Source organism: Roseovarius carneus, assembly GCF_020141465.1.
GTDB lineage: Bacteria > Pseudomonadota > Alphaproteobacteria > Rhodobacterales > Rhodobacteraceae > Roseovarius > Roseovarius carneus.
On sequence record NZ_JAHSPD010000001.1, the window covers coordinates 1,457,993 to 1,477,324 of the forward strand.

Annotated in this window: 20 protein-coding genes; 13 read left to right on the top strand and 7 right to left on the bottom strand. The window is 61.9% G+C overall.

The window, feature by feature from the left end:
- Window positions 1–193: 193 nt before the first annotated feature.
- Together metH and KUD11_RS07330 are read right to left on the bottom strand one after the other, a co-directional pair.
- Window positions 194–2,908, bottom strand: a complete 2,715-nt coding sequence (gene metH, locus KUD11_RS07325; protein WP_109385290.1) for a methionine synthase — start codon at window positions 2,906–2,908, stop codon at window positions 194–196.
- Window positions 2,905–3,939 (bottom strand): homocysteine S-methyltransferase family protein, encoded by a 1,035-nt coding sequence (locus tag KUD11_RS07330; RefSeq protein WP_224380166.1) that lies wholly within the window; start codon window positions 3,937–3,939, stop codon window positions 2,905–2,907. Before KUD11_RS07330 ends, metH begins: the two co-directional genes overlap by 4 nt.
- 200 nt (window positions 3,940–4,139) lie before the next feature.
- Between KUD11_RS07330 and KUD11_RS07335 the strand changes: the two genes are divergently transcribed.
- Window positions 4,140–4,469 carry an arsenate reductase family protein gene (locus KUD11_RS07335; RefSeq protein WP_109385289.1) on the top strand — a complete coding sequence of 110 codons (330 nt, stop codon included), beginning with the start codon at window positions 4,140–4,142 and terminating at the stop codon, window positions 4,467–4,469.
- Between the two features lie 21 nt (window positions 4,470–4,490).
- Here the strand turns inward: KUD11_RS07335 and KUD11_RS07340 are convergent, their stop codons facing one another.
- Complete coding sequence (locus KUD11_RS07340) at window positions 4,491–4,937, bottom strand: rhodanese-like domain-containing protein (RefSeq protein ID WP_109385288.1); 447 nt, start codon at window positions 4,935–4,937, stop codon at window positions 4,491–4,493.
- Window positions 4,938–5,049: 112 nt separating this feature from the next.
- On the opposite strand from KUD11_RS07340, the gene KUD11_RS07345 reads away from it, so the two are divergent.
- The gene (locus KUD11_RS07345; RefSeq protein WP_109385287.1) at window positions 5,050–5,718 is read left to right on the top strand and encodes a hypothetical protein; all 669 of its coding nucleotides are present in this window, start codon (window positions 5,050–5,052) and stop codon (window positions 5,716–5,718) included.
- Here the strand turns inward: KUD11_RS07345 and KUD11_RS15275 are convergent.
- The 3 genes from KUD11_RS15275 to KUD11_RS07360 all read right to left on the bottom strand — a co-directional run bounded on the left by KUD11_RS15275 (window position 5,710) and on the right by KUD11_RS07360 (window position 9,137).
- Window positions 5,710–6,963: a vWA domain-containing protein gene (locus KUD11_RS15275; RefSeq protein WP_109385286.1), complete on the bottom strand. Its 1,254-nt coding sequence runs from the start codon at window positions 6,961–6,963 to the stop codon at window positions 5,710–5,712. The two genes, KUD11_RS07345 and KUD11_RS15275, sit on opposite strands and share 9 nt — an antisense overlap.
- Window positions 6,960–8,078 (bottom strand): AAA family ATPase, encoded by a 1,119-nt coding sequence (locus tag KUD11_RS07355; protein WP_109385285.1) that lies wholly within the window; start codon window positions 8,076–8,078, stop codon window positions 6,960–6,962. The genes KUD11_RS15275 and KUD11_RS07355 overlap by 4 nt, the downstream gene beginning before the upstream one ends.
- A 78-nt stretch (window positions 8,079–8,156) precedes the next feature.
- Window positions 8,157–9,137: a DMT family transporter gene (locus tag KUD11_RS07360; protein ID WP_109385284.1), complete on the bottom strand. Its 981-nt coding sequence runs from the start codon at window positions 9,135–9,137 to the stop codon at window positions 8,157–8,159.
- Between the two features lie 123 nt (window positions 9,138–9,260).
- On the opposite strand from KUD11_RS07360, the gene KUD11_RS07365 reads away from it, so the two are divergent.
- The gene (locus KUD11_RS07365; RefSeq protein ID WP_109385283.1) at window positions 9,261–9,794 is read left to right on the top strand and encodes a CoxG family protein; all 534 of its coding nucleotides are present in this window, start codon (window positions 9,261–9,263) and stop codon (window positions 9,792–9,794) included.
- A 2-nt stretch (window positions 9,795–9,796) separates the two neighbouring features.
- On the opposite strand, the gene KUD11_RS07370 is transcribed toward KUD11_RS07365, so the two are convergent.
- Window positions 9,797–11,041, bottom strand: coding sequence for a flavin monoamine oxidase family protein (locus KUD11_RS07370; protein ID WP_181375286.1), 1,245 nt, complete (start codon window positions 11,039–11,041; stop codon window positions 9,797–9,799).
- Window positions 11,042–11,210: 169 nt separating this feature from the next.
- On the opposite strand from KUD11_RS07370, the gene KUD11_RS07375 reads away from it, so the two are divergent.
- From KUD11_RS07375 to KUD11_RS07420, 10 genes are all read left to right on the top strand, one after another.
- On the top strand, window positions 11,211–12,140 hold the full coding sequence (locus tag KUD11_RS07375; protein WP_109388087.1) for an ABC transporter ATP-binding protein: 930 nt from the start codon (window positions 11,211–11,213) through the stop codon (window positions 12,138–12,140).
- Window positions 12,137–12,898 carry an ABC transporter permease gene (locus KUD11_RS07380; protein ID WP_109385281.1) on the top strand — a complete coding sequence of 254 codons (762 nt, stop codon included), beginning with the start codon at window positions 12,137–12,139 and terminating at the stop codon, window positions 12,896–12,898. The genes KUD11_RS07375 and KUD11_RS07380 overlap by 4 nt, the downstream gene beginning before the upstream one ends.
- A 118-nt stretch (window positions 12,899–13,016) precedes the next feature.
- A complete protein-coding gene (locus tag KUD11_RS07385; protein WP_109385280.1) occupies window positions 13,017–13,832 on the top strand; it encodes a S49 family peptidase in 816 nt (271 codons plus the stop codon).
- A 9-nt stretch (window positions 13,833–13,841) separates the two neighbouring features.
- Window positions 13,842–14,009 carry a hypothetical protein gene (locus tag KUD11_RS07390; RefSeq protein ID WP_181375285.1) on the top strand — a complete coding sequence of 56 codons (168 nt, stop codon included), beginning with the start codon at window positions 13,842–13,844 and terminating at the stop codon, window positions 14,007–14,009.
- Entirely contained in the window at window positions 14,010–14,960 is a 951-nt protein-coding gene (locus tag KUD11_RS07395; RefSeq protein WP_181375284.1) for a calcium/sodium antiporter, read from the top strand.
- Between the two features lie 14 nt (window positions 14,961–14,974).
- Window positions 14,975–15,751: an SDR family oxidoreductase gene (locus tag KUD11_RS07400; protein WP_109385279.1), complete on the top strand. Its 777-nt coding sequence runs from the start codon at window positions 14,975–14,977 to the stop codon at window positions 15,749–15,751.
- Window positions 15,752–16,042: 291 nt separating this feature from the next.
- Window positions 16,043–17,917 (top strand): excinuclease ABC subunit UvrC, encoded by a 1,875-nt coding sequence (gene uvrC / locus KUD11_RS07405; protein WP_109385278.1) that lies wholly within the window; start codon window positions 16,043–16,045, stop codon window positions 17,915–17,917.
- Between the two features lie 55 nt (window positions 17,918–17,972).
- Complete coding sequence (gene pgsA / locus KUD11_RS07410) at window positions 17,973–18,641, top strand: CDP-diacylglycerol--glycerol-3-phosphate 3-phosphatidyltransferase (RefSeq protein ID WP_109385277.1); 669 nt, start codon at window positions 17,973–17,975, stop codon at window positions 18,639–18,641.
- Window positions 18,638–18,883, top strand: a complete 246-nt coding sequence (gene moaD / locus KUD11_RS07415; protein ID WP_109385276.1) for a molybdopterin converting factor subunit 1 — start codon at window positions 18,638–18,640, stop codon at window positions 18,881–18,883. Before pgsA ends, moaD begins: the two co-directional genes overlap by 4 nt.
- A 2-nt stretch (window positions 18,884–18,885) precedes the next feature.
- Window positions 18,886–19,332, top strand: a complete 447-nt coding sequence (locus tag KUD11_RS07420; protein WP_109385275.1) for a molybdenum cofactor biosynthesis protein MoaE — start codon at window positions 18,886–18,888, stop codon at window positions 19,330–19,332.

Below are 19,332 nucleotides of genomic sequence, written 5' to 3' on the forward strand. Positions count from 1 at the left end.
CGCTGGATGGTTCGCATCGTGATCAAGGGTGGAAATGCGGTCTATGCCGCCGCCACGGGCCAGCGTGTGCGCGTGTTGCCCATGCCCCAAAGGCGGTTTTGCCTGAGCGTATTGGGCGCGGCCTTCATCTGCTTGGTGCCGGTTGGCCTTGGAGTGCATGGGTACAGCATTTCTCCCAACGGCCAGAGGTGCGCTATTCCGCAGCCACCGCAGGCAGGGCCTCTGGCACATAGTTAAGGATCGGTGCGAGCCAGCGTTCGGCCTCGTCAAATGCTATGCCTTTGCGGATGGCGTAGTCCTGCACCTGATCCCGTTCCACCTTGGACACGCCAAAATAATAGGCGTCCGGGTGGCCGATATAAAGGCCCGATACGGAGGAGCCGGGCCACATCGCCATACTTTCCGTAAGCTCCACGCCCGTTGCGGCCTCCGCGTCCAGAAGGCGGAAGAGGGTCAGCTTTTCGGTATGATCGGGCTGCGCGGGGTATCCCGGCGCGGGGCGGATGCCGCGATATGGCTCGCCCGTCAGCTCGTCTGGGGCAAAACTCTCATCGGGTGCGTATGGCCACAGCTCGCGGCGGACGCGCTGATGCAGCATCTCGGCCATGGCCTCGGCAAAGCGGTCGGCCAGTGCTTTGACGAGGATGGAGGAGTAGCTGTCATTGGCCGCCTCGAACCTCTTGGCGATCGCCACCTCTTCGGGGCCAGCGGTGACGACAAAGCCGCCCACATAATCGCGCACACCCTCGGGGGCCACGAAATCCGACAGGGCCAGATTGGGCCGTCCGGGGCGTTTGGCATGTTGCTGTCGCAGTGTGTGCAGGGTCGCAAGCGGTGTCTGGCGGTCCTCGCCTTTGAAGAGGCGAATATCATCGCCCTTAGCATTGGCGGGCCAGAACCCGGCAACCGCGCGTGGTCCGAACCATTTCTCGCCGATAATTTGCCCAAGCATCGTTTGTGCATCGGCAAAGAGGGCGCGGGCGGCCTCGCCTTGGCGTTCGTCCTCAAGGATTTTCGGGTAGATGCCTTTCAGCTCCCATGTGCGAAAAAACGGCGTCCAGTCGATGTATTGCGCAATCTCTGCGAGGTCCCAATCGTCGATCACCCGCGCACCCGTAAAGCTTGGCGCTGGTACGGTGTAATCTGCGAAGTTGATCTTCATCGCATTGGCGCGCGCGGTGGCCAGAGGCACGCGTTCCTTCGCCCGCTCTGAGCGTTCATGCCGCTCGGTCACGGTGACGTATTCCTCGCGGATGCCCTCAATATAGGTATCGCGGCTCTCGGGGTTCAAAAGCTTGCTGACCACGCCCACGGCACGGCTTGCATCCAGCACGTGGATCGCCTGGTTCTTGGTGTAGCGTGGCGCGATTTTTACCGCCGTATGCACCTTCGATGTGGTCGCCCCGCCGATCAGGAGGGGGATATCATAGCCCTCGCGCTCCAGCTCGGAGGCCATATGCGCCATCTCATCGAGGCTGGGGGTAATGAGGCCAGACAGCCCGATGATATCGACATTTTCCGTCTTGGCCACTTCGAGAATTTTCTGCGGCGGCACCATCACGCCCAGATCAATGATCTCATAATTGTTGCACGCCAGCACGACGCCCACGATATTCTTGCCGATATCATGCACATCGCCTTTCACGGTCGCCATCAGCACCTTGCCCGCCGTCTCGCGCCCGTCACCGCCGTTCAGGCGCTTTTCCTCTTCCATATAGGGTAGCAAAACCGCAACCGCCTGTTTCATCACCCGCGCGGATTTCACGACCTGCGGCAGGAACATTTTGCCCGCGCCAAAAAGGTCACCCACCACGTTCATCCCCGCCATCAGCGGGCCTTCGATCACATGGAGCGGACGTTTGGCCGCCAAGCGCGCCTCCTCGGTATCGGCGTCGATGAACTCGGTGATGCCATTGACCAGCGCGTGTTCGAGCCGCTTGTCGATGGACCATTCCCGCCACGCCAGATCGCGGACTTTCTCCTCGCGCGCGCCGCCGCGAAACCGCTCGGCAATCTCCAGCATCCGCTCGGTTGCATCCTCGCGACGGTTCAGGACCGCATCCTCGCACCGCTCGCGCAATTCGGGGTCAATCTGGTCATAGACGGCCAATTGGCCCGCGTTGACGATGCCCATATCCATGCCCGCCTGAATGGCGTGATAGAGGAAAACGGCGTGCATGGCCTCGCGCACAGCCTCGTTCCCGCGAAACGAAAAGCTGAGATTCGACACCCCGCCCGAGACGTGGGCATGAGGTAGGTTGGCCCGAATCCAGCGGGTTGCCTCAATAAAATCGACGCCGTAATTGTTGTGTTCCTCAATCCCCGTGGCGATGGCGAAGATATTGGGATCAAAGATGATATCCTCGGGCGGGAAGCCCACTTCATCCACCAGAATCCGGTAGGCGCGCGCGCAAATCTCGGTCTTGCGCGCGCATGTGTCGGCTTGGCCCTGCTCGTCGAACGCCATGACGACGACTGCGGCCCCGTAAGCCAGACACAACTGCGCGTGGCGGCGAAATTCGTCCTCGCCCTCTTTCATGGAGATGGAGTTGACGACGCTCTTGCCCTGCACACATTGCAGGCCCGCCTCGATCACCTCCCATTTCGAGCTGTCGATCATGATGGGCACGCGGGCGATATCGGGCTCAGAAGCGATCAGATTGAGGAAGTCGATCATCGCCTGTTTGGAATCGATCAGGCCTTCATCCATGTTGATGTCGATGATCTGCGCGCCATTCTCCACCTGATCCAAGGCCACCGTCAGCGCGGCCGTGTAATCACGGTTGGTGATCAGCTTGCGGAACTTGGCCGAGCCGGTGACATTGGTCCGCTCGCCTACATTCACGAAGGGGATGTCGGGAGTGAGGACAAAGGGCTCAAGCCCTGAAAGGCGCAAATGACGGCTCATGCGGCGTGTTCCTTCAGGACTTGGCGGGGCGCGAAGGGGGCCACAGCCTCGGCGATGGCGCGGATATGGTCGGGCGTGGTGCCGCAGCAGCCGCCCACAACATTCAAAAGACCTTCTTGCGCAAATTCGGCCAATTGCCGTGCCGTATCCTCTGGGCCTTCGTCATAGAGGCCAAAGGCGTTGGGCAGCCCGGCATTGGGATAGGCGCAGGTCAGCGTGTTGGACACGCTTGCCAGCTCGGCCATATGCGGACGCATCGCGCTTGCCCCCAGCGCACAGTTGAGGCCTACGGTGAAGGGGCGCGCGTGTGCGACGGAGTGCCAGAACGCGGTGGGCGTCTGACCGGACAGGGTGCGCCCCGAGGCATCCGTGATCGTGCCGGAGATCATGATCGGCAGGCGTCGCCCATGCTCTGCAAACGCCTCCACACAGGCAAAGATCGCGGCCTTGGCGTTCAGCGTGTCAAAGATCGTCTCGATCATGATCAGGTCCGCGCCGCCCGCGATCAACCCGCGTACCTGTTGGCCGTAGGCCACGCGCAGATCGTCAAAGGTGACGGCGCGGTAGCCCGGATCACTTACATCGGGCGACAAAGACGCGGTGCGGTTCGTCGGTCCCACCGCCCCGGCGACAAAGCGTTCCTTGCCGTCGATTGCCGTGGCCCGGTCAAGCGCGCGGCGCACGATGCGCGCGCCGTGTTCGTTGAGGTCATGCACCGCCGCCTCCAGCCCGTAATCGGCTTGCGCGATGGTGGTGGCCGAAAATGTGTTGGTCTCCACGATATCCGCGCCCGCAATGGCATAGTTGAAATGGATCTCCTCCAGCGCCTCGGGCTGGGTCAGGATCAGCAGGTCGTTATTGCCTTTTTGAGGGTGATCCGTCGGGTGAGGGCAGGGTGTGCCGGAGCCTGTCCCGGCATAATCTTCTTCGCTGAGCTTGAGGTTCTGGATCTGCGTGCCCATCGCTCCGTCAAGGATCAAGATACGCTCTTGGGCTGTGGCGGTGAGTGTCTCAAGGGTGCGATTGGGCATGGGGTTTCCTGACATATCTGGAGTTGTCTGGTACCTAAAGGGTTGGGTTGCATTAGGCGAATTCATAATGTTCAGGATGATTATGAAAATCTCGCGTGTTTGGGCGCGGGTCTGCTGTGGCATCCCCAAGGGGTTGCGCCTGCGCGCGTCCTGCGGGAGGGTGCGTTGCTGCACTGAAGCCGCATTGAAGGAGACCGGGCATGTTGATTTATGGGCTGAGTACCTGTTCGGACTGCACCAAGGCGCGCCGCGCGCTTGAGACGGCGGGCCGCGAGGTTACGTTTCGCGATGTGCGTGCGGAGCCGCTGAGCGAAGATGAGCTTGCAGAGCTGATCACGGAATTTGGCGACAATCTGGTGGACCGCACGACGAATGATTACCGCGCGCTGAACGAGTGGCTGAAAAACTCAGAGGCCGAGGCGCAGATCGCGGCGCGGCCAAAGGTCATGGCACGGCCCGTCATTCGCGACGGCGATGCGTTCTACCTTGGCTGGACCGAGAGCGTTGAGGCGGCGTTGCTGTCGGAGTAACCCGCCCGCTGTGTACTGGCGTCAGGGCTGCGTCAAAGGCAGGCCGCGCTCCAACCATCCCGGTCCCGCGCGCGACCCAAACATACCCTCCGGCACGTCGATAACCTGGGTAAAGCCCGCGCGGCTGAGCGCGCGGGTCATATGCCCCGAGCGCCCGCCACTGGCACAGATGAGCGCGATGGGCCGGTCGGTTTGGTCCTCGACCAGCGCCAGCAAGGCTTGCGTGAAATCATTGCGCCGCATGTCCAGCGGGCTGCTGCCTTCGGGCAGGCCCGTGCGCGCCCATTCATCCGGCGTGCGCACATCGATCAACAGGATCTCGCCGCTTCGCGCCTTGGCCAGCGCTGCATCGGGGGTGAGGGTGGCTTGCTCTGCTTCGGCGGGGCCGGTCCAGAAGGCACCCAAGCCCATGGCGGCAGCGCCGAAAAGCACCGCGCGGCGGCCAATGGCGGGTCTGTCTTTGGTCATCGCGCGTCTCCCTTGTGTCGGCGATCCTAGCGGCGGTCTGTGGTTCTCGCATCTCACAATTCGGTGACGCGGGCGCTTTCCTGCGCGCATGGAGGCGCTATGATCCATCCTAATGTTGATCGTTACACATAACACCCTGCGTAACCCTGCTATCTTGAAGGTGCGCCAATTGCCGCGCAAATTCTTTGGTCGTGTGACGGTCTGGCCACGAGCGATGTCCTTTGGCCTCACGCTTCGGATATTGATCGAGATGCAGTGGGTGCGCATTGCGCTGGCCTTGTCGCCTCTGGTCGCGATCGCGCTGATCTGGCGCGCGGCGGCCCTGCCGCTGAGCCAGGCACCGCTTTTGATGTTGATCATCATCTGGTGGGTGGAGACGCGGCTTTTGCGGGTCCCGGCCAAGCGGCGCGCGGCGCTGATTGATGCGGCAGAGGCAGAGCGGGGGCTGGACCTGTTGCGGGTAGAGGCGCGCGCGGCGCTGGGCCGGATTGCGGCGGGGCGCGAGATGCGCGCGGGCCAGTTGCATCTCGTGGTGGAGCAATCCGAGCTTTGGTCCTTCACGCCGCTGACCTATGTCTCGGTGCAGTCCGAGGCCGGGCCGGAGGTGCTGCGCCTGAGCCCGTCCGAGCAGGATATCCTGCGCGAGACCTTGTTTCAGGCGGGTCTCAGCGAGGCGGGTTTACAGCGGATCAACCAATCGCAGAATACGTTCCTGCGCGATATCGCCTTTGATGCGCGGGGCGTATCGGCCCATGCGCGGCTGGCCGCGGCTCTAGGCTGAAAGATCTATAAGCCGGCCGTAAGGAGCCTGCATGTCACCGGCATCGGGTAGCGCCCAGATCAAGGGCATTGTGCGCGGAGGCGGGCCGGGATCGCCTTCCAGATCGGTGAGGATCACGAGGGCCGAGGCGTGCATCCGCTGGGCCGCATCAATCACGGGGCGAAAATCCGTCCCGCCGCCGCGCGGCATCTCGGGCAGTTTGGGCCGTGTGTCAGACGGATCAAGGCGGGCGTGGTGGCGGATCACCTCATCGAAGATCATCAGGTGCAGCTCAGCGCGCATCCGCCGGGCAATCCCTGTGACCTCGCCCCAAAAAAGGGCCAGCCGCGCATCATCAATGCTGCCTGAGGCGTCGAGCGCGACGGCGATGCGCGGCACATCCGTCATCGGTTTCGTCCCCGGCTCGAACCCCGGCATCGGCGCGCCCCTCTGCGCGGCCTCGGCCACGCCTGCGATCCAGCGGCGGGCAGGGCGGTGTGCGCTGGGCTGTGGTGTTTGGGTCACGGCGGCTGTGAGCAGGCGGCGCAGAACACGTTCCCACGGGGTGCGCGGCTCAGGTATATCGCCCAGAAGGTGGCCGATACGGCCAAGCCCGCGCCCAGATGCACGCCCTGCGGCCATTGCGCGGCTGACATGTTGGCGCCAGCGCGCGGCCTCCTCGGCGCGCGCGCCCTCTTCGGTCCCTTGCGGCCCCTCTTCGGGATCAATATCGCCCTCAAACCCCTGCTGCACAGCATAGGCACGGGCGGATTTAGCGGCCTCCTTGCCGCCGCCCTCTGCCTGTATCAATGCGAAATAGAGCCGGTCCACGTCCCACGCGCCAAGGGCCGTTTGCGGGGCCACATCCTCGCCGCGCAGGGCCTCTAAGAGGCCCGTGAGCGTCACGGCGGGGCGGGGCAGGGCATGATCGGCAAGCAGCAGTGCCTCGTTGATCAGGGCGTCGGCGGCAAGCTGATATATCTCGGGCCGGAACGCCCCACCGAGGCGTGCGCCCATCGCCGAGAGCCGGGCAGAGTGGCGCAGGGCGACATGCAACACGTGATGGGCGGTCAGCCCAATCTGTTCGTGCAGGGGTCGGGCTTCAAAATCCGCGCCATATGTGATCGTGCTGCCGCTGGTGCGTGTCGCTTCCCCGTCGCGGTGCACGCACCAAAGGGCAAGCGCCGCCAGCGCCGGATCGGCCTCTGCCAGCGCGCGCAGCGCGGGCCCGGCGCGGCGGCTGTGGCTCTGGGCTTGTGGGCTCACGCGCGCCCGGCGGCGCTACGTTCGGCCATATAGGCGGCATAGCTCTCGGAGGTGCGGAACGCCTCTTGCAAGCCGCTTGCCAGCGCCTTGTCGATCAAAAGCTCGAACCCGTAGGTGCAAAGCTCACCCAAGGGCAGGGTTCGGAACACCGGCTCGGGGCGCACCTCGGCAAGAGTGCGAATGTCGGCCATCGCGTCGATCACGCGCGGGATGGTCTGCGCATCCGTCACCGAGATCAGCGCATAGACCAGCGCCGTCAGCCCGTGCAGGCTGGCTGGATAAAGCCGCGCGCGATCACGGGGGGCCGCCTCCAGAATATCGCCTGCCTGCACCGTGGCCGCGATATCTTCGGCGATTAGGATGAACTCGGCGGCCACCGCATCACCCAATACGCCCGCAATCAGAATGTCGCGCAGGGTCTTGTCGGGCACGGCGTGCAGGATGTCGCTGACCCGCGCCCAGCTGCGCGGGGTGCAGGCAATCATCTGACCCCGGCGCAGGGCTTCTTCAGCGTTGTCCAACAAATCGGGTCGGGTGCGGATGAACGCCGTCACCGACGGGTGCAGGCCGCGCGGCACGGCGTAGCCTTGGAGCCAGTCTGTCGGCTCCGCCACCACGCTGAGATGGATCAGCCGGTCCGACAGCGCCGTGCCCATCTCATAGGCAATCGCGCCATCCTCGACGGTGTTTCCAGCGGCGACGATGAACGTAGCCTCGGGTAGAACATGCCGCCCCACGCGGCGCTCTTGCAACAGGCCGTAGACCGTGGGCTGGAGCGAGGGGGCCGCTGCCGTCAGTTCATCAAGGAACAAGATTGCAGGGCGCGCGGGATCATCGGGCAGGTCCTCGGGGCGATACCAGACAGTGCGCTGGGCGACGTGATCATAGAAGGGCAGGCCGCGCAGGTCTTGTGGCTCAATCGTTGTGAGGCGCAGATCGAAAAGCTGTGCGCCGGTTTCCCTGGCCAGTTGCGCGACGATATCGGTTTTGCCGATACCCGGACGCCCGTGCAGCATCCATGAGGCGGTCATTTGCCCGGCTGTTTGCGCGGCGTATCCTGCGCGCAGAGCCTCCAGCGCGCGGCCTGCGGGGATGGGGGTGGTGTTGACGGACATGGCGCGCGCTCCTTTTAGCAGGGTTAATCTAGCGGAGTGGCGGGTGTGGGCAAGCACGGCCGCGAGGGGTGGGGATGTTCAATACCGCCGATGAACGCGCTTGGCGCGCAGGATTTTGCGGCCCTTCTGCCGCTCGCGCAGGAACACGAAAAGCCCCGACCCAAGGATGAGGACGATCCCGGCCATCATCACCGGGGTGGGCAGTTCACCAAACACCACAAAGCCCCAGAAGATCGCCAGTGGCAGCCCGACATACTCAAACGGCGCCACGGTGGCCGCATCCGACAGCCGGTACGCCTGTGCCATGGTGTATCCGACCACGGCCGAGGCCATACCAAGCCCGGCAAAGAGCCAGATATCATTGCCCGTGGGCACGACCCAAGGCCGCAGCAGGAAGATCAGGCTTTGGCTCTCTAACCCCTCGGCAAACCGTCCATCCCCGGCGATGAAATAGAAGCAGGCGCAGACGATGATGAAATTTGCCTGCACATAAATCGCCAGCGCCGAGGCTTTGGACGTCACGCCCAGCTTGCGCGTCAACACCTGTGTCGTCGCGTAAAAACACGCCCCGATCAGCGGCAGGGTGTAGACATAAAACGGGGTCACACGCGCTGCACCCGTCTGCCAGGGGCTCGCCACGATGATCACCCCGATAAAGCCCACGATGACTGCGCCGATCCTGAGCGGCCCGACCTTCTCGCCCAGCATGGGGATGCTCAGAAGGGTGATCATCAGCGGGGCGGCAAAGAAGATCGCCGTCACTTCGGCTTGCGTCAGCGAAGCAAGCGCTACGAAAAAGCACAGATTGGCCACCACCAGCATCATCGCACGCAGAAAATGCAGACCTGGTGTGGCGGTTTTCAGGATGCGCCAGCCGCCCTCCATCTGCACAAGCGCGAGCGAGAAGACGATCCCGATCACCGACCGGGTGAACACCATTTGGTGCAAAGGATAGCCGCCCGAGAGGAATTTGATCAGCGTGTCGTTGATCGAAATCGCGAGCATTCCAAACAGGATAAAGACAATCCCTGCGATGCGGTTGTTCGGCTCTGTGCTCATTTTTCGTCCCTTCCCAGATCAGCGGTAGCACGTCTTTGGGCCGCGCGGCAGGTTTCTTAAGCATCTTGGCGGGTGCGCGCGCTTGGGGTAGCGTGCGAGGGAACTTGCCAGGGAGAGTCTTCGATGAAAATGAGCGACAGCCGCGAGATTGCAGCGGACAGGGCCACCGTCTGGGCCGCCCTTCTAAGCCCCGAGGTTTTGAAAGATTGCGTGCCCGGCGCGACCGAGGTGACCGGCACGCCCGAGGACGGGTTTGAGGCCACGGTGACGCAAAAGGTGGGCCCGGTGAAAGCCACGTTCAAAGGGCAGGTCGTCCTCAGCAATATGGTGGAGCATGAGAGCCTGACCCTGACCGGTGAGGGCAAGGGCGGGGCTGCGGGGTTTGCCAAGGGCGGGGCCGATGTGCGGCTTGAAACGATAGAGGGCGGCACGCGTCTGAGCTATGATGTGGAGGCCAAGGTCGGTGGCAAGCTCGCGCAGCTTGGCAGCCGCATCGTGGACGGGTTTGCCAAGAAGATGGCCGATCAGTTTTTCTCGAACCTCGAGACGGCCATCGTGGGGCCCGAGCCCGAGCAGGCGGAAGAGGATGTCCCCCCCGTAGAGGGGGACGACGCGCAGAAAAAAGGCTGGCTCAAGCGGGCGTTTTCAAAGGACTAGCGTCACAGCGAGAGCGTGCCCGCCATCCGCGCGACCACATCGCGCCCGCTTTGATAGGCGCCATGGGCCGTGGCCTGCCATTTCAGCGAAAACGCCTCACCCGCGAAACCCACCCGGCCCGTATCGCGCGCAATGATGTCGCGGCGCAGCTGGGCCGAACCGGGCTGTGCATGAGAATAGGAGCCAAGGATAAGCGGGTCCTCGGTCCAGCTGGTCGTGGCCGTGCCGGTGATCATCTTGGTAAACTCCGCCCCGAAGGCCGCCACCAGATGCTGCGTGGCCAGATCGATCATCGCCTCGGGGCCTGCGGCGGAGACCTCGCGCGCGGGTGTGCCGCCGATATGGTTGATCACCATCGGCGCGCCATCCTCGACGATCTGAAAGTTGAGCGGGCCTGCATCATTGCCGGTGTCGATTGAGGTAAAGAGCTTGCCCTGAAATTCCGCCGGCATGTCGGTGAGGGTAAACGCGACCTTCTCATAAGACCCGCAGGTGATCGTCTCCATATCCGCCACGAGATCGGCGGCGGGGCCGGGGCCGAACGCAATCGCGCCGCTTTGCAGCACATTGGCCGAGACGGTCACAATCGCGGCCTTCGCGCGCAGCGTGCCAGTATCTGTATCCACCTCCACACCATTTGCCGTATGTCGTACCGCGCGCACGGGCGTGCCGAGATGTATGGGCAGCCCCTGGGCCATCGCCGCAATCAGCGCACCATACCCGGTGAGCACCGGCCAGTCGGCGTCCACATCGGCGTAATCGGAATAGCCCGCAGCCGAGACAACTTCGGGATCATCACCGGACAAAAGCTGAAAAATCATCCGCATGGTTGGACGCCACTGGTCGGGCGGGGGCATCACGTCGCTGACTGCAATGTCTTGTCCGGCCTTGCCCGCGTCATAGATCGTATCGAAGAAATGATCGAAGCTGGCCTCGGCCTCGGCTGCGCTTTGGCCCGAGGCGAACCCATCCTTCCAATAGCTTACGTAATCCTCGCGCGGAGCGGAATCGTACCGCGCGCCCAGCCTGTCCGCATGCGCGACCAAGGGATTTTCCGTCGCGCAATGCAGCCAGTGACAGCCCCAATCCCACGTCCGCTCCAGCCCGCCGCTCGCGGTATAGGCCCGCCCGCCGACGCGGTCTGCCCCCTCAAGGATCACGAAAGACAGCCCGCGCGCGGCACAGTCCAGACCCGCGCCAATGCCCGCCGCCCCTGCGCCGATGATGATAATGTCTGGATCGCTCATGCTGTGCCGCCCCTCATATATTTGATCAAACCCTAGAGGCTTTGTGCCGGGGTGCAAGGCCGTAACCCGGTCTTTGTGCAGTCGCGCAGGGCTGTGTCTCATCAAATGCCTGATTGCCCCTGCGCGCCCATGGGCTAGTGTCCGCCCCGAACCGATCGGGGAGAGCATGATGCGCGAGATTGTCAAAGTCGAGGGGCTGAGCAAGGTTTTTGCGGGCGGGTTTGAAGCGCTCAAAGGCGTGGATCTGAGCATCCGGGAGGGCGAAATCCTGGCCCTGCTTGGCCCCAATGGCGCGGGCAAGACCACGCTGATTTCGGCGCTGTGCGGCATCACATCCCCCACGGGCGGGCACGCCTCCATTGGCGGGCATGACATCATCACCGGATACCGCGCCGCGCGGCGTTTGGTGGGTCTGGTTCCGCAGGAGATCGCGCTGGAGCCGTTCGAGCTTGTGATCAACACCGTGCGATTTTCGCGCGGCCTGTTTGGCAAGCGACGCGATGATGCGCTCATTGAGAAAATCCTGCGCCAGCTGAGCCTGTGGGACAAGCGGGGCGCGCGCACGCGTGAACTCTCTGGCGGGATGAAGCGCCGGGTGCTGATTGCCAAGGCATTGTGCCACGAGCCGCGCGTTTTGTTTCTGGATGAACCGACGGCGGGCGTTGATGTGGAGCTGCGCCGCGACATGTGGAAAATCGTCGAGGATCTGCGCGCCGACGGCGTGACCATTATCCTGACTACGCATTATATCGAGGAGGCCGAGGCGATTGCCGACAGGATCGCGGTGATCAATGGCGGCAAGATCCTTCTGGTTGAGGATAAAGCCACATTGATGCAGCAGATGGGGCGCAAGACGCTTCGGATTGATCTGAAAGCGGCGGTGAGCGCGGTGCCCGAGGCGCTGAAGGCCTATGCCGTGGAACTGTCCGGGGACGGGCTGAGCCTGACCTACACCTATGATACGCGCGGCGAGGGCACCGGGATCACCCGTCTGTTGCAGGCGCTGGCCGCTGAGGGGCTGGCCTTGCGCGACATCCAGACCACCCAAAGCAGCCTTGAGGAAATCTTCGTGGGTCTCATTCAGGAGGGTGCGGCATGAACTACCCCGCTATCTGGGCCATTTACCTTTATGAGATGAAACGGTTTTTCCGCACGTTGATGGAAAGCCTTTTGTCGCCCGTCATCTCCACCTCGCTCTATTTCGTGGTGTTTGGCGCGGCCATCGGCAGCCGCATTGATCAGGTTGAGGGCGTGACCTACGGCGCCTTCATCGTGCCCGGCCTGATCATGCTCAGCGTGATGACGCAAGCCATCTCCAACGCCTCCTTCGGGATATATTTCCCGAAATTCATCGGCACGATATTCGAGCTTCTCTCTGCGCCCATCAACTTTCTGGAGATCGTGATCGGCTATGTCGGGGCGGCGGCCACGAAGGCGCTTTTGATCGGGGTGATCATCCTCATCACCGCCAAGCTTTTCGTGGATATCGAGGTGATGCACCCGGGCGCGATGATCGCGTTCCTCTTGCTGACCTGCGTATCCTTCAGCCTCTTTGGCTTCATCATCGGCATCTGGTCGCAGAACTTTCAGCAGCTTCAACTCATCCCGCTTCTGGTCATCACGCCTTTGGTGTTTCTCGGTGGTGCGTTCTATTCCGTCTCGATGCTGCCGCCCTCGTGGCAGACGGTGACGCTGTTCAACCCGGTCGTTTATCTCATCTCGGGCTTCCGCTGGTCCTTTTTTGGCGTGTCGGATGTGCCGGTGATTGCAAGTTTGATTGCAATCGGGGTGTTTACGGCGCTCTGCCTCGGGGTGATCTGGTGGATCTTCAAGACGGGTTATCGGATCAAATCCTAACGCAGCCCGCCCAAAGGGTTAACATGAGGCCCCGTCCGGTTACATTTTTACCATAACTTGCGCATTGAACCGCGCCCGCGCCTTGTTTGTGGGCGGGGGCGGTTCTACATCGAAACACATGACAAAATGGACAAAGATCAAAGCCAAGCTGCCCTTCACCAAGTCGCCGCCGATGGTGGCTGTTGTGCGACTCGCAGGGGCAATCGGCACTGGCGGGCGCACGGCGCTGAGCGATGAAACCCTCGCCCCGGTGATCGAGAAAGCGTTCTCCAAGGGCAAGCCCAAGGCCATCGCGCTTGAGATCAACTCGCCCGGTGGCTCGCCGGTGCAATCGGCGCTCATTGCGGCGCGCATCCGGCGGCTGGCGGCGGAGAAAGACATTCCCGTTCATGCTTTTGTCGAAGACGTGGCCGCTTCGGGCGGCTATTGGCTTGCCTGTGCGGCGGATGACATCCATGTGGATTACGGCAGCATCATCGGCTCCATCGGCGTGATTTCTGCGGGCTTCGGCCTGCCGGTGTTCCTTGCGCGACAAGGGATTGAGAGGCGGGTTTATACAGCGGGCAAATCCAAATCCACGCTTGATCCGTTTCGCCCGGAAAAGGATGAGGACGTGGCCCGGCTCAAGAGCCTTCTGGACGATATCCACGTGGGTTTCATCGACTATGTCAAAGAACGGCGCGGGGGGAAGCTGGGCGATAATCCGGACCTCTTCAATGGCGAATTCTGGCTCGGTGCCAAAGCGCAGGAGCTTGGCCTCGTGGACGGGCAGGGGCATTTGATCCCCACGCTCAAGCGGCTCTACGGCGACGATGTGCGGATTCAGCGGTATGGACGCAAACGCGGTCTTTTCCAGCGTTTTGGGGCCGAGATTGTGCATGATGCCCTTGCTTCGGTCGAAGAACGCGCGCTTTATGCACGGTTCGGGCTGTAAGGGGCGCATGTGATAATCAAGATCGTTTCACTTTTCCTGATCGGGATGGGCGTGCTGGCCATGTTTGGCAAGCTGCGGTTTCCGGGGCAGAAGCGGCTGGCGGCGGCCAAGTGCCAGAAATGTGGCAAATATCGCATCGGCAAGGGTCCGTGTTCGTGCACCAAGGGGAAAAGCTAGATGATGGTCTGGGGTCTGGCGGGTCTGGGGCTGGTGATCTTGCTTCTGGCGGGCGATGCGCTGGTCAAGGGTGCTGTGAACCTCAGCCTTCGGGTGGGAATCCCGGCCCTGATCGTCAGCCTCACCATCGTTGCTTTCGGCACATCTGCACCTGAACTTCTCATCGGGATCAACGCTGTGCTGGAGGACAAGCCGGGCCTCGCCTTGGGCAATGTGGTGGGGTCCAACACGGCCAATATCCTGCTTGTCTTGGGTATACCGGCGATGATTGCGGTGATGCACACCTCGCATTGCGATACGAAAAAAAGCTTTAATTTCATGATCGCAGGCACGGTTCTTTTCATCGCGCTTGCCTTTCGCGGCACGTTTGACTGGATTTCCGGCATCGTGCTGTTGGCGGCGTTGGCTTACGTTCTTTTTGATGCGTTCCGAGATGCTTTGCGGCACCGCGCTGATGCAGCCGCCAGCCCCGAGGAGGAGGACGTCGAGGGCGCAGACCCCGATATGCCATGGTGGCAGATCATTCTTTTCCTCGCCCTTGGTCTTATCGGCCTGCCTCTGGGCGCGGATATTCTGGTCGACAACGCGTCGATCATCGCCAAGCAATACGGCGTCAGTGACAGCGTGATTGGTCTCACGCTGGTCGCACTTGGCACATCGCTGCCCGAGCTTGCCACCACCGTCATGGCCGCGCTGCGCCGGCAGGCGGATGTGGCGCTGGGCAACGTCATCGGGTCCAATATGTTCAATCTTTTGGCGATTATCGGCATCACAACGATGGTTGGCCCGATCCCGGTCGATCCCCAATTCCTGCGGTTTGACCTTTGGGTCATGCTGGGTGCGTCGCTCCTGCTCATTCCGTTCGTGTATTTTGGCCGCGATATGGGCCGTATCTGGGGCGTGGGCTTGACCGCCAGCTATCTGGTCTATGTGACCGCCGTATTGATGTAATCGGAGGGCGGTCCATGCGGGCGTTGGTAACGGGGGCTGGTAAACGGCTGGGGCGCGCCATGGCGCTGGAGCTGGGTCGCGCGGGCTATGACGTGGCGGTGCATTACGCAGGCTCCAAGGCCGCTGCCGAGGAGGTGGCAGCTGAGATCCGTGCGATGGGGCAGCGCGCCGAGGCTGTGCGGGCAGATTTGCTTATTGAAGCGGAGATGCAGATGCTTGTGCCCGCCGCTGTGGAGGTGTTGGGTGGACCGCTGACCGTATTGGTCAACAATGCCTCGATTTTTGAGTATGACGATGTGGAAACGGGCGACCGCGAAAGCTGGGACCGCGCTATGGAGAGCAATCTGCGCGCGCCGGTGGTGCTGACGCAGGCCATGGCAGCGCAGGCCCCGGCGGCTATGCTTGACGCGCAGGCAGAGCCCGTGGCGCAGGCGCTGGTGGTTAACATGATCGACCAAAGGGTGCGCAAACTGACCCCCGCTTTCATGAGCTATACGATTGCCAAGATGGGTTTGTGGGCGTTCACCCAAACCGCTGCTCAGGCGCTCGCCCCCAATGTGCGCGTCAACGCCATCGGCCCCGGCCCCACCTTGCAGGGTGCGCAGCAAACGGCTGCGCAATTTGCCAGACAGCGTGCCACGACGATCCTTGGGCGCGGGGCGAATGAGGGCGATATCACAGGCGCGCTGCGCTATTTTCTGGGCGCGCCGGGGGTGACTGGACAGCTGATTTGTGTGGATGGGGGGCAGCATCTTGCGTGGCAAACACCCGATGTCATGGATGTGGAATAATGTGCCGCTCAGAAAAGTTTTGCACCGCTTTGCTGCGTGTTAGAAAACTGTTACAAAAACCTTAATGATTTCAACATATTGCAATGCGGCATGTTTTTTGTGCAATGAAATCAATCGCCTGCAATGTTGCCTAAAAAATAGGCAATCCAAAGAAGCCTGCCAAAACCAAAGGAAAATTCTGGTTCACGCAAAGTTATCAGCAGAGTTATCCACAGAAAAAGTGGACAGGATTCCTCTTGAAGATCGTGGCATACCTATGCTGACGCAGCCCAGAATCAGAGCACTAATGCCATGACCGACGCTAACATACCTGCCGAGCCTGTTCCGACCGGCCATGGCGTGGTTCAGGCCTATCTGCGAACGCTTGATGCGTCGCCCGGCGTCTACCGGATGCTGGATGCACAAGCGCGGGTTCTTTACGTGGGCAAGGCGCGCAATCTCAAGGCGCGGGTGAGCAATTATGCACGGCCCGGTGGGCATACGGGGCGCATCGCGCGGATGATCGACGCCACCGCCTCGATGATGTTTCTGACCACCTCGACCGAGACAGAGGCGCTTCTGCTGGAGCAGAACCTGATCAAGCAGCTCAAGCCGAAATACAACGTGCTGCTGCGTGACGACAAAAGCTTTCCGAACATCCTCGTGACCAAGACACACGATTTCCCGATGATCAAAAAACACCGTGGGGCCAAGCGCGAGAAGGGTGCTTATTACGGCCCCTTCGCCAGCGCGGGTGCTGTCAACCGGACGCTGGCGCAATTGCAGCGGGTCTTTCAGTTGCGCAATTGCACCGACGCGATGTTCGAGAGCCGCACGCGGCCCTGCCTGCAATATCAGATCAAACGCTGCACGGCGCCCTGCGTTGGCAAAATCTCAAAGGCTGAGTATGCGGCGCAGGTGGGGGATGCGGAGCGCTATCTCAGTGGCCGCTCGACCGAGATTCAGGAAAAGCTCGCCGGGCAGATGGCCGAGGCCTCTGCCGAGATGGAGTTTGAACGCGCCGCCGCCCTGCGTGACCGGATCAAGGCGCTCACGCAGGTGCAAACCACCCAAGGGATCAACCCGCGCCATGTGGACGAGGCGGATGTGATCGCGCTCTATCTCGACAAGGGGCAAGCCTGCGTTCAGGTATTCTTCATCCGCGCTGGGCAAAACTGGGGCAACCGCGATTTTTATCCGCGCGTCGGCCTTGATGTGGAAGAGCCTGAGGCGTTAGAGGCCTTTATCGGACAGTTCTACGACACCAAAGAGCCGCCCCGGCAGCTGATCCTGTCGCACGCCATCGAGAACCCAGACCTGATGGCCGAGGCGCTGAGTGGCAAGCTGGGCCGGAAGGTGGAGCTTTTGGTGCCCCAGCGCGGCGAAAAGGCCGAACTGGTCGAGGCCGCCATGCGCAATGCCCGCGAGAGCCTTGCGCGCAAACTGGCCGAGAGTGCGACGCAGGCTAAGCTGTTGAAAGGCCTGGCTGAGGCGTTTGATCTGCCGAACCCGCCGGAGCGGATCGAGGTCTATGACAACTCGCATATTCAGGGCGCGCATGCGGTGGGTGCGATGATCGTGGCGGGGCCGGAAGGGTATCTCAAGTCCCAATACCGCAAGTTCAACATCAAGGGCGAGGACCTGACCCCCGGCGATGACTTCGGCATGATGAAAGAGGTGCTTCAGCGGCGGTTCAAGCGTCTTTTGAAGGACGATCCCGACCGTGAAAAAGGCCTCTGGCCGGGGCTTTTGCTCATTGATGGCGGCGCAGGGCAGGTGAGTGCGGTGCAAGAGATCATGAACGAGATGGGTGTGGACGGCGTGCCCATGGTGGGGGTCGCCAAGGGTCTGGACCGCGATCAGGGCAAGGAAGAATTCTACCGCACCGGCAAGCGGGTAATGGCCTTGCCGCGCAACGATCCGGTGCTTTACTTCATTCAGAGGTTGCGTGATGAGGCGCACCGGTTTGCCATCGGCACGCACCGTGCGAAAAGGTCCAAAGCCATCGGGACCACCCCGCTCGACGAGGTGCCCGGCGTGGGGGCCGCGCGCAAGCGCGCGCTTCTGGCGCATTTCGGCAGCGCCAAGGCCGTGAGCCGTGCCAACCTCGCCGATCTCAAGGCGGTGGAGGGGGTGTCGGCAGCCCTCGCGCAGAAGCTCTTTGATTTCTTCCACGACAAAGGCTGAGCGCCGCTCTGGAGAGGGCTTTCGCCCGTGCGCCAAGCCGGATAGACATATCGCCATGACATGGACCGTGCCCAATATCCTCACCGTGATGCGCCTTCTGGCCGCACCGATGATTGCCGTCATGTTTCTCTATTTCACGCGGCCCTATGCGGATTGGTTCGCGCTGATCTTGTTCATCAGTGCGGCGATCACCGATTATATCGACGGCTATCTCGCGCGCGAATGGAAACAGGAAACCAAGCTTGGTGCGATGCTCGACCCCATTGCGGACAAGGCGATGGTGGTGATCGCTCTGATGGTGATCGTGGGCTATTCGTCCATGTCGCCATGGCTGGTTTTGCCTGCGACATTCATCCTCTTCCGCGAGGTATTTGTCTCGGGGCTTCGGGAATTTCTGGGGGACGTTGCCGGAACCCTGAAGGTCACGAAACTTGCCAAATGGAAGACGACGGCACAGATGGTGGCGATCTCGGTGCTCTTTGCCCAAGGCGTGTTTGAGCATTACTTCGGCATGTCCGTTTACGGGATGGACGAGGCGATGGTGGCTGATATCCTGTCTGGGCGCGAGGAGGACGTGCTGGGCCTTTGGTGGAAGGCGGCGGGCATGGTCTGGACCGGGCATGTGGGCATGTGGCTCTTGTGGGTGGCTGCCGCGCTGACGCTGTTGTCGGGAGCCGATTATCTGTCCAAGGCGATGCCGCATTTGAAGGATGAAAAGCCATGAACATCATGTATTTTGCCTGGGTCCGCGAACGGATCGGCGCACCATCCGAGGAGGTTGAAACCGGGGCTGCGACAGTGACCGATCTGGTGGAAGAGCTGCGCGGGCGCGGCGCGCGTCACGAGGCGGCTTTTGCGGATTTGAGCGCGCTGCGCGTGGCAGTGGACCAAGAGCTTGCGGATTTCGACGCGCCGCTGTCGGGCGCGCGCGAGGTTGCGTTTTTCCCGCCCATGACCGGGGGCTGATCATGCGCATCGTCCGGGTTCAGGACGCACCGTTTGATTTCGGTGCTGAGGCGCAGAGTTTTGCAGATGCGCAGACTGGCATGGGCGCGGTTGTGACCTTCACCGGGATCGTGCGCGATCTGGATGGGGCGCTCACCAGGATGGTGATTGAGCATTATCCGGGCATGACCGAAAAGGCGCTGAGCGCGATTGCCGAGGAGGCCCACGCGCGTTGGAGCCTTGGGGGCAGCCTCATTATTCACCGTCATGGCACTCTGGGTCCGGATGATATGATCATGATGGTCGCCACCGCCTCGCGCCACCGCAAGGATGCGTTCGAGGCGGCGATGTTTTTGATGGATTACCTCAAATCTCGTGCCCCCTTCTGGAAGAAGGAAGAGACGGGCGGCGCGGCTGAATGGGTTGCTGCGCGCGATGAAGATGAGGATGCCCTGAAGGGCTGGGAATGA

Coding starts and splice junctions, on each gene's coding strand:
- uvrC (WP_109385278.1), top strand. CDS start 16,043: ATGACCGACGCTAACATACCTGCCGAGCCTGTTCCGACCGGCCATGGC.
- KUD11_RS07345 (WP_109385287.1), top strand. CDS start 5,050: ATGTTGATCGTTACACATAACACCCTGCGTAACCCTGCTATCTTGAAG.
- KUD11_RS07380 (WP_109385281.1), top strand. CDS start 12,137: ATGAACTACCCCGCTATCTGGGCCATTTACCTTTATGAGATGAAACGG.
- KUD11_RS07400 (WP_109385279.1), top strand. CDS start 14,975: ATGCGGGCGTTGGTAACGGGGGCTGGTAAACGGCTGGGGCGCGCCATG.
- metH (WP_109385290.1), bottom strand. CDS start 2,908: ATGAGCCGTCATTTGCGCCTTTCAGGGCTTGAGCCCTTTGTCCTCACT.
- moaD (WP_109385276.1), top strand. CDS start 18,638: ATGAACATCATGTATTTTGCCTGGGTCCGCGAACGGATCGGCGCACCA.
- KUD11_RS07335 (WP_109385289.1), top strand. CDS start 4,140: ATGTTGATTTATGGGCTGAGTACCTGTTCGGACTGCACCAAGGCGCGC.
- KUD11_RS07375 (WP_109388087.1), top strand. CDS start 11,211: ATGCGCGAGATTGTCAAAGTCGAGGGGCTGAGCAAGGTTTTTGCGGGC.
- KUD11_RS07420 (WP_109385275.1), top strand. CDS start 18,886: ATGCGCATCGTCCGGGTTCAGGACGCACCGTTTGATTTCGGTGCTGAG.
- pgsA (WP_109385277.1), top strand. CDS start 17,973: ATGACATGGACCGTGCCCAATATCCTCACCGTGATGCGCCTTCTGGCC.
- KUD11_RS07355 (WP_109385285.1), bottom strand. CDS start 8,078: ATGTCCGTCAACACCACCCCCATCCCCGCAGGCCGCGCGCTGGAGGCT.
- KUD11_RS07340 (WP_109385288.1), bottom strand. CDS start 4,937: ATGACCAAAGACAGACCCGCCATTGGCCGCCGCGCGGTGCTTTTCGGC.
- KUD11_RS07330 (WP_224380166.1), bottom strand. CDS start 3,939: ATGCCCAATCGCACCCTTGAGACACTCACCGCCACAGCCCAAGAGCGT.
- KUD11_RS07395 (WP_181375284.1), top strand. CDS start 14,010: ATGATGGTCTGGGGTCTGGCGGGTCTGGGGCTGGTGATCTTGCTTCTG.
- KUD11_RS07365 (WP_109385283.1), top strand. CDS start 9,261: ATGAAAATGAGCGACAGCCGCGAGATTGCAGCGGACAGGGCCACCGTC.
- KUD11_RS07385 (WP_109385280.1), top strand. CDS start 13,017: ATGACAAAATGGACAAAGATCAAAGCCAAGCTGCCCTTCACCAAGTCG.
- KUD11_RS07360 (WP_109385284.1), bottom strand. CDS start 9,137: ATGAGCACAGAGCCGAACAACCGCATCGCAGGGATTGTCTTTATCCTG.
- KUD11_RS07370 (WP_181375286.1), bottom strand. CDS start 11,041: ATGAGCGATCCAGACATTATCATCATCGGCGCAGGGGCGGCGGGCATT.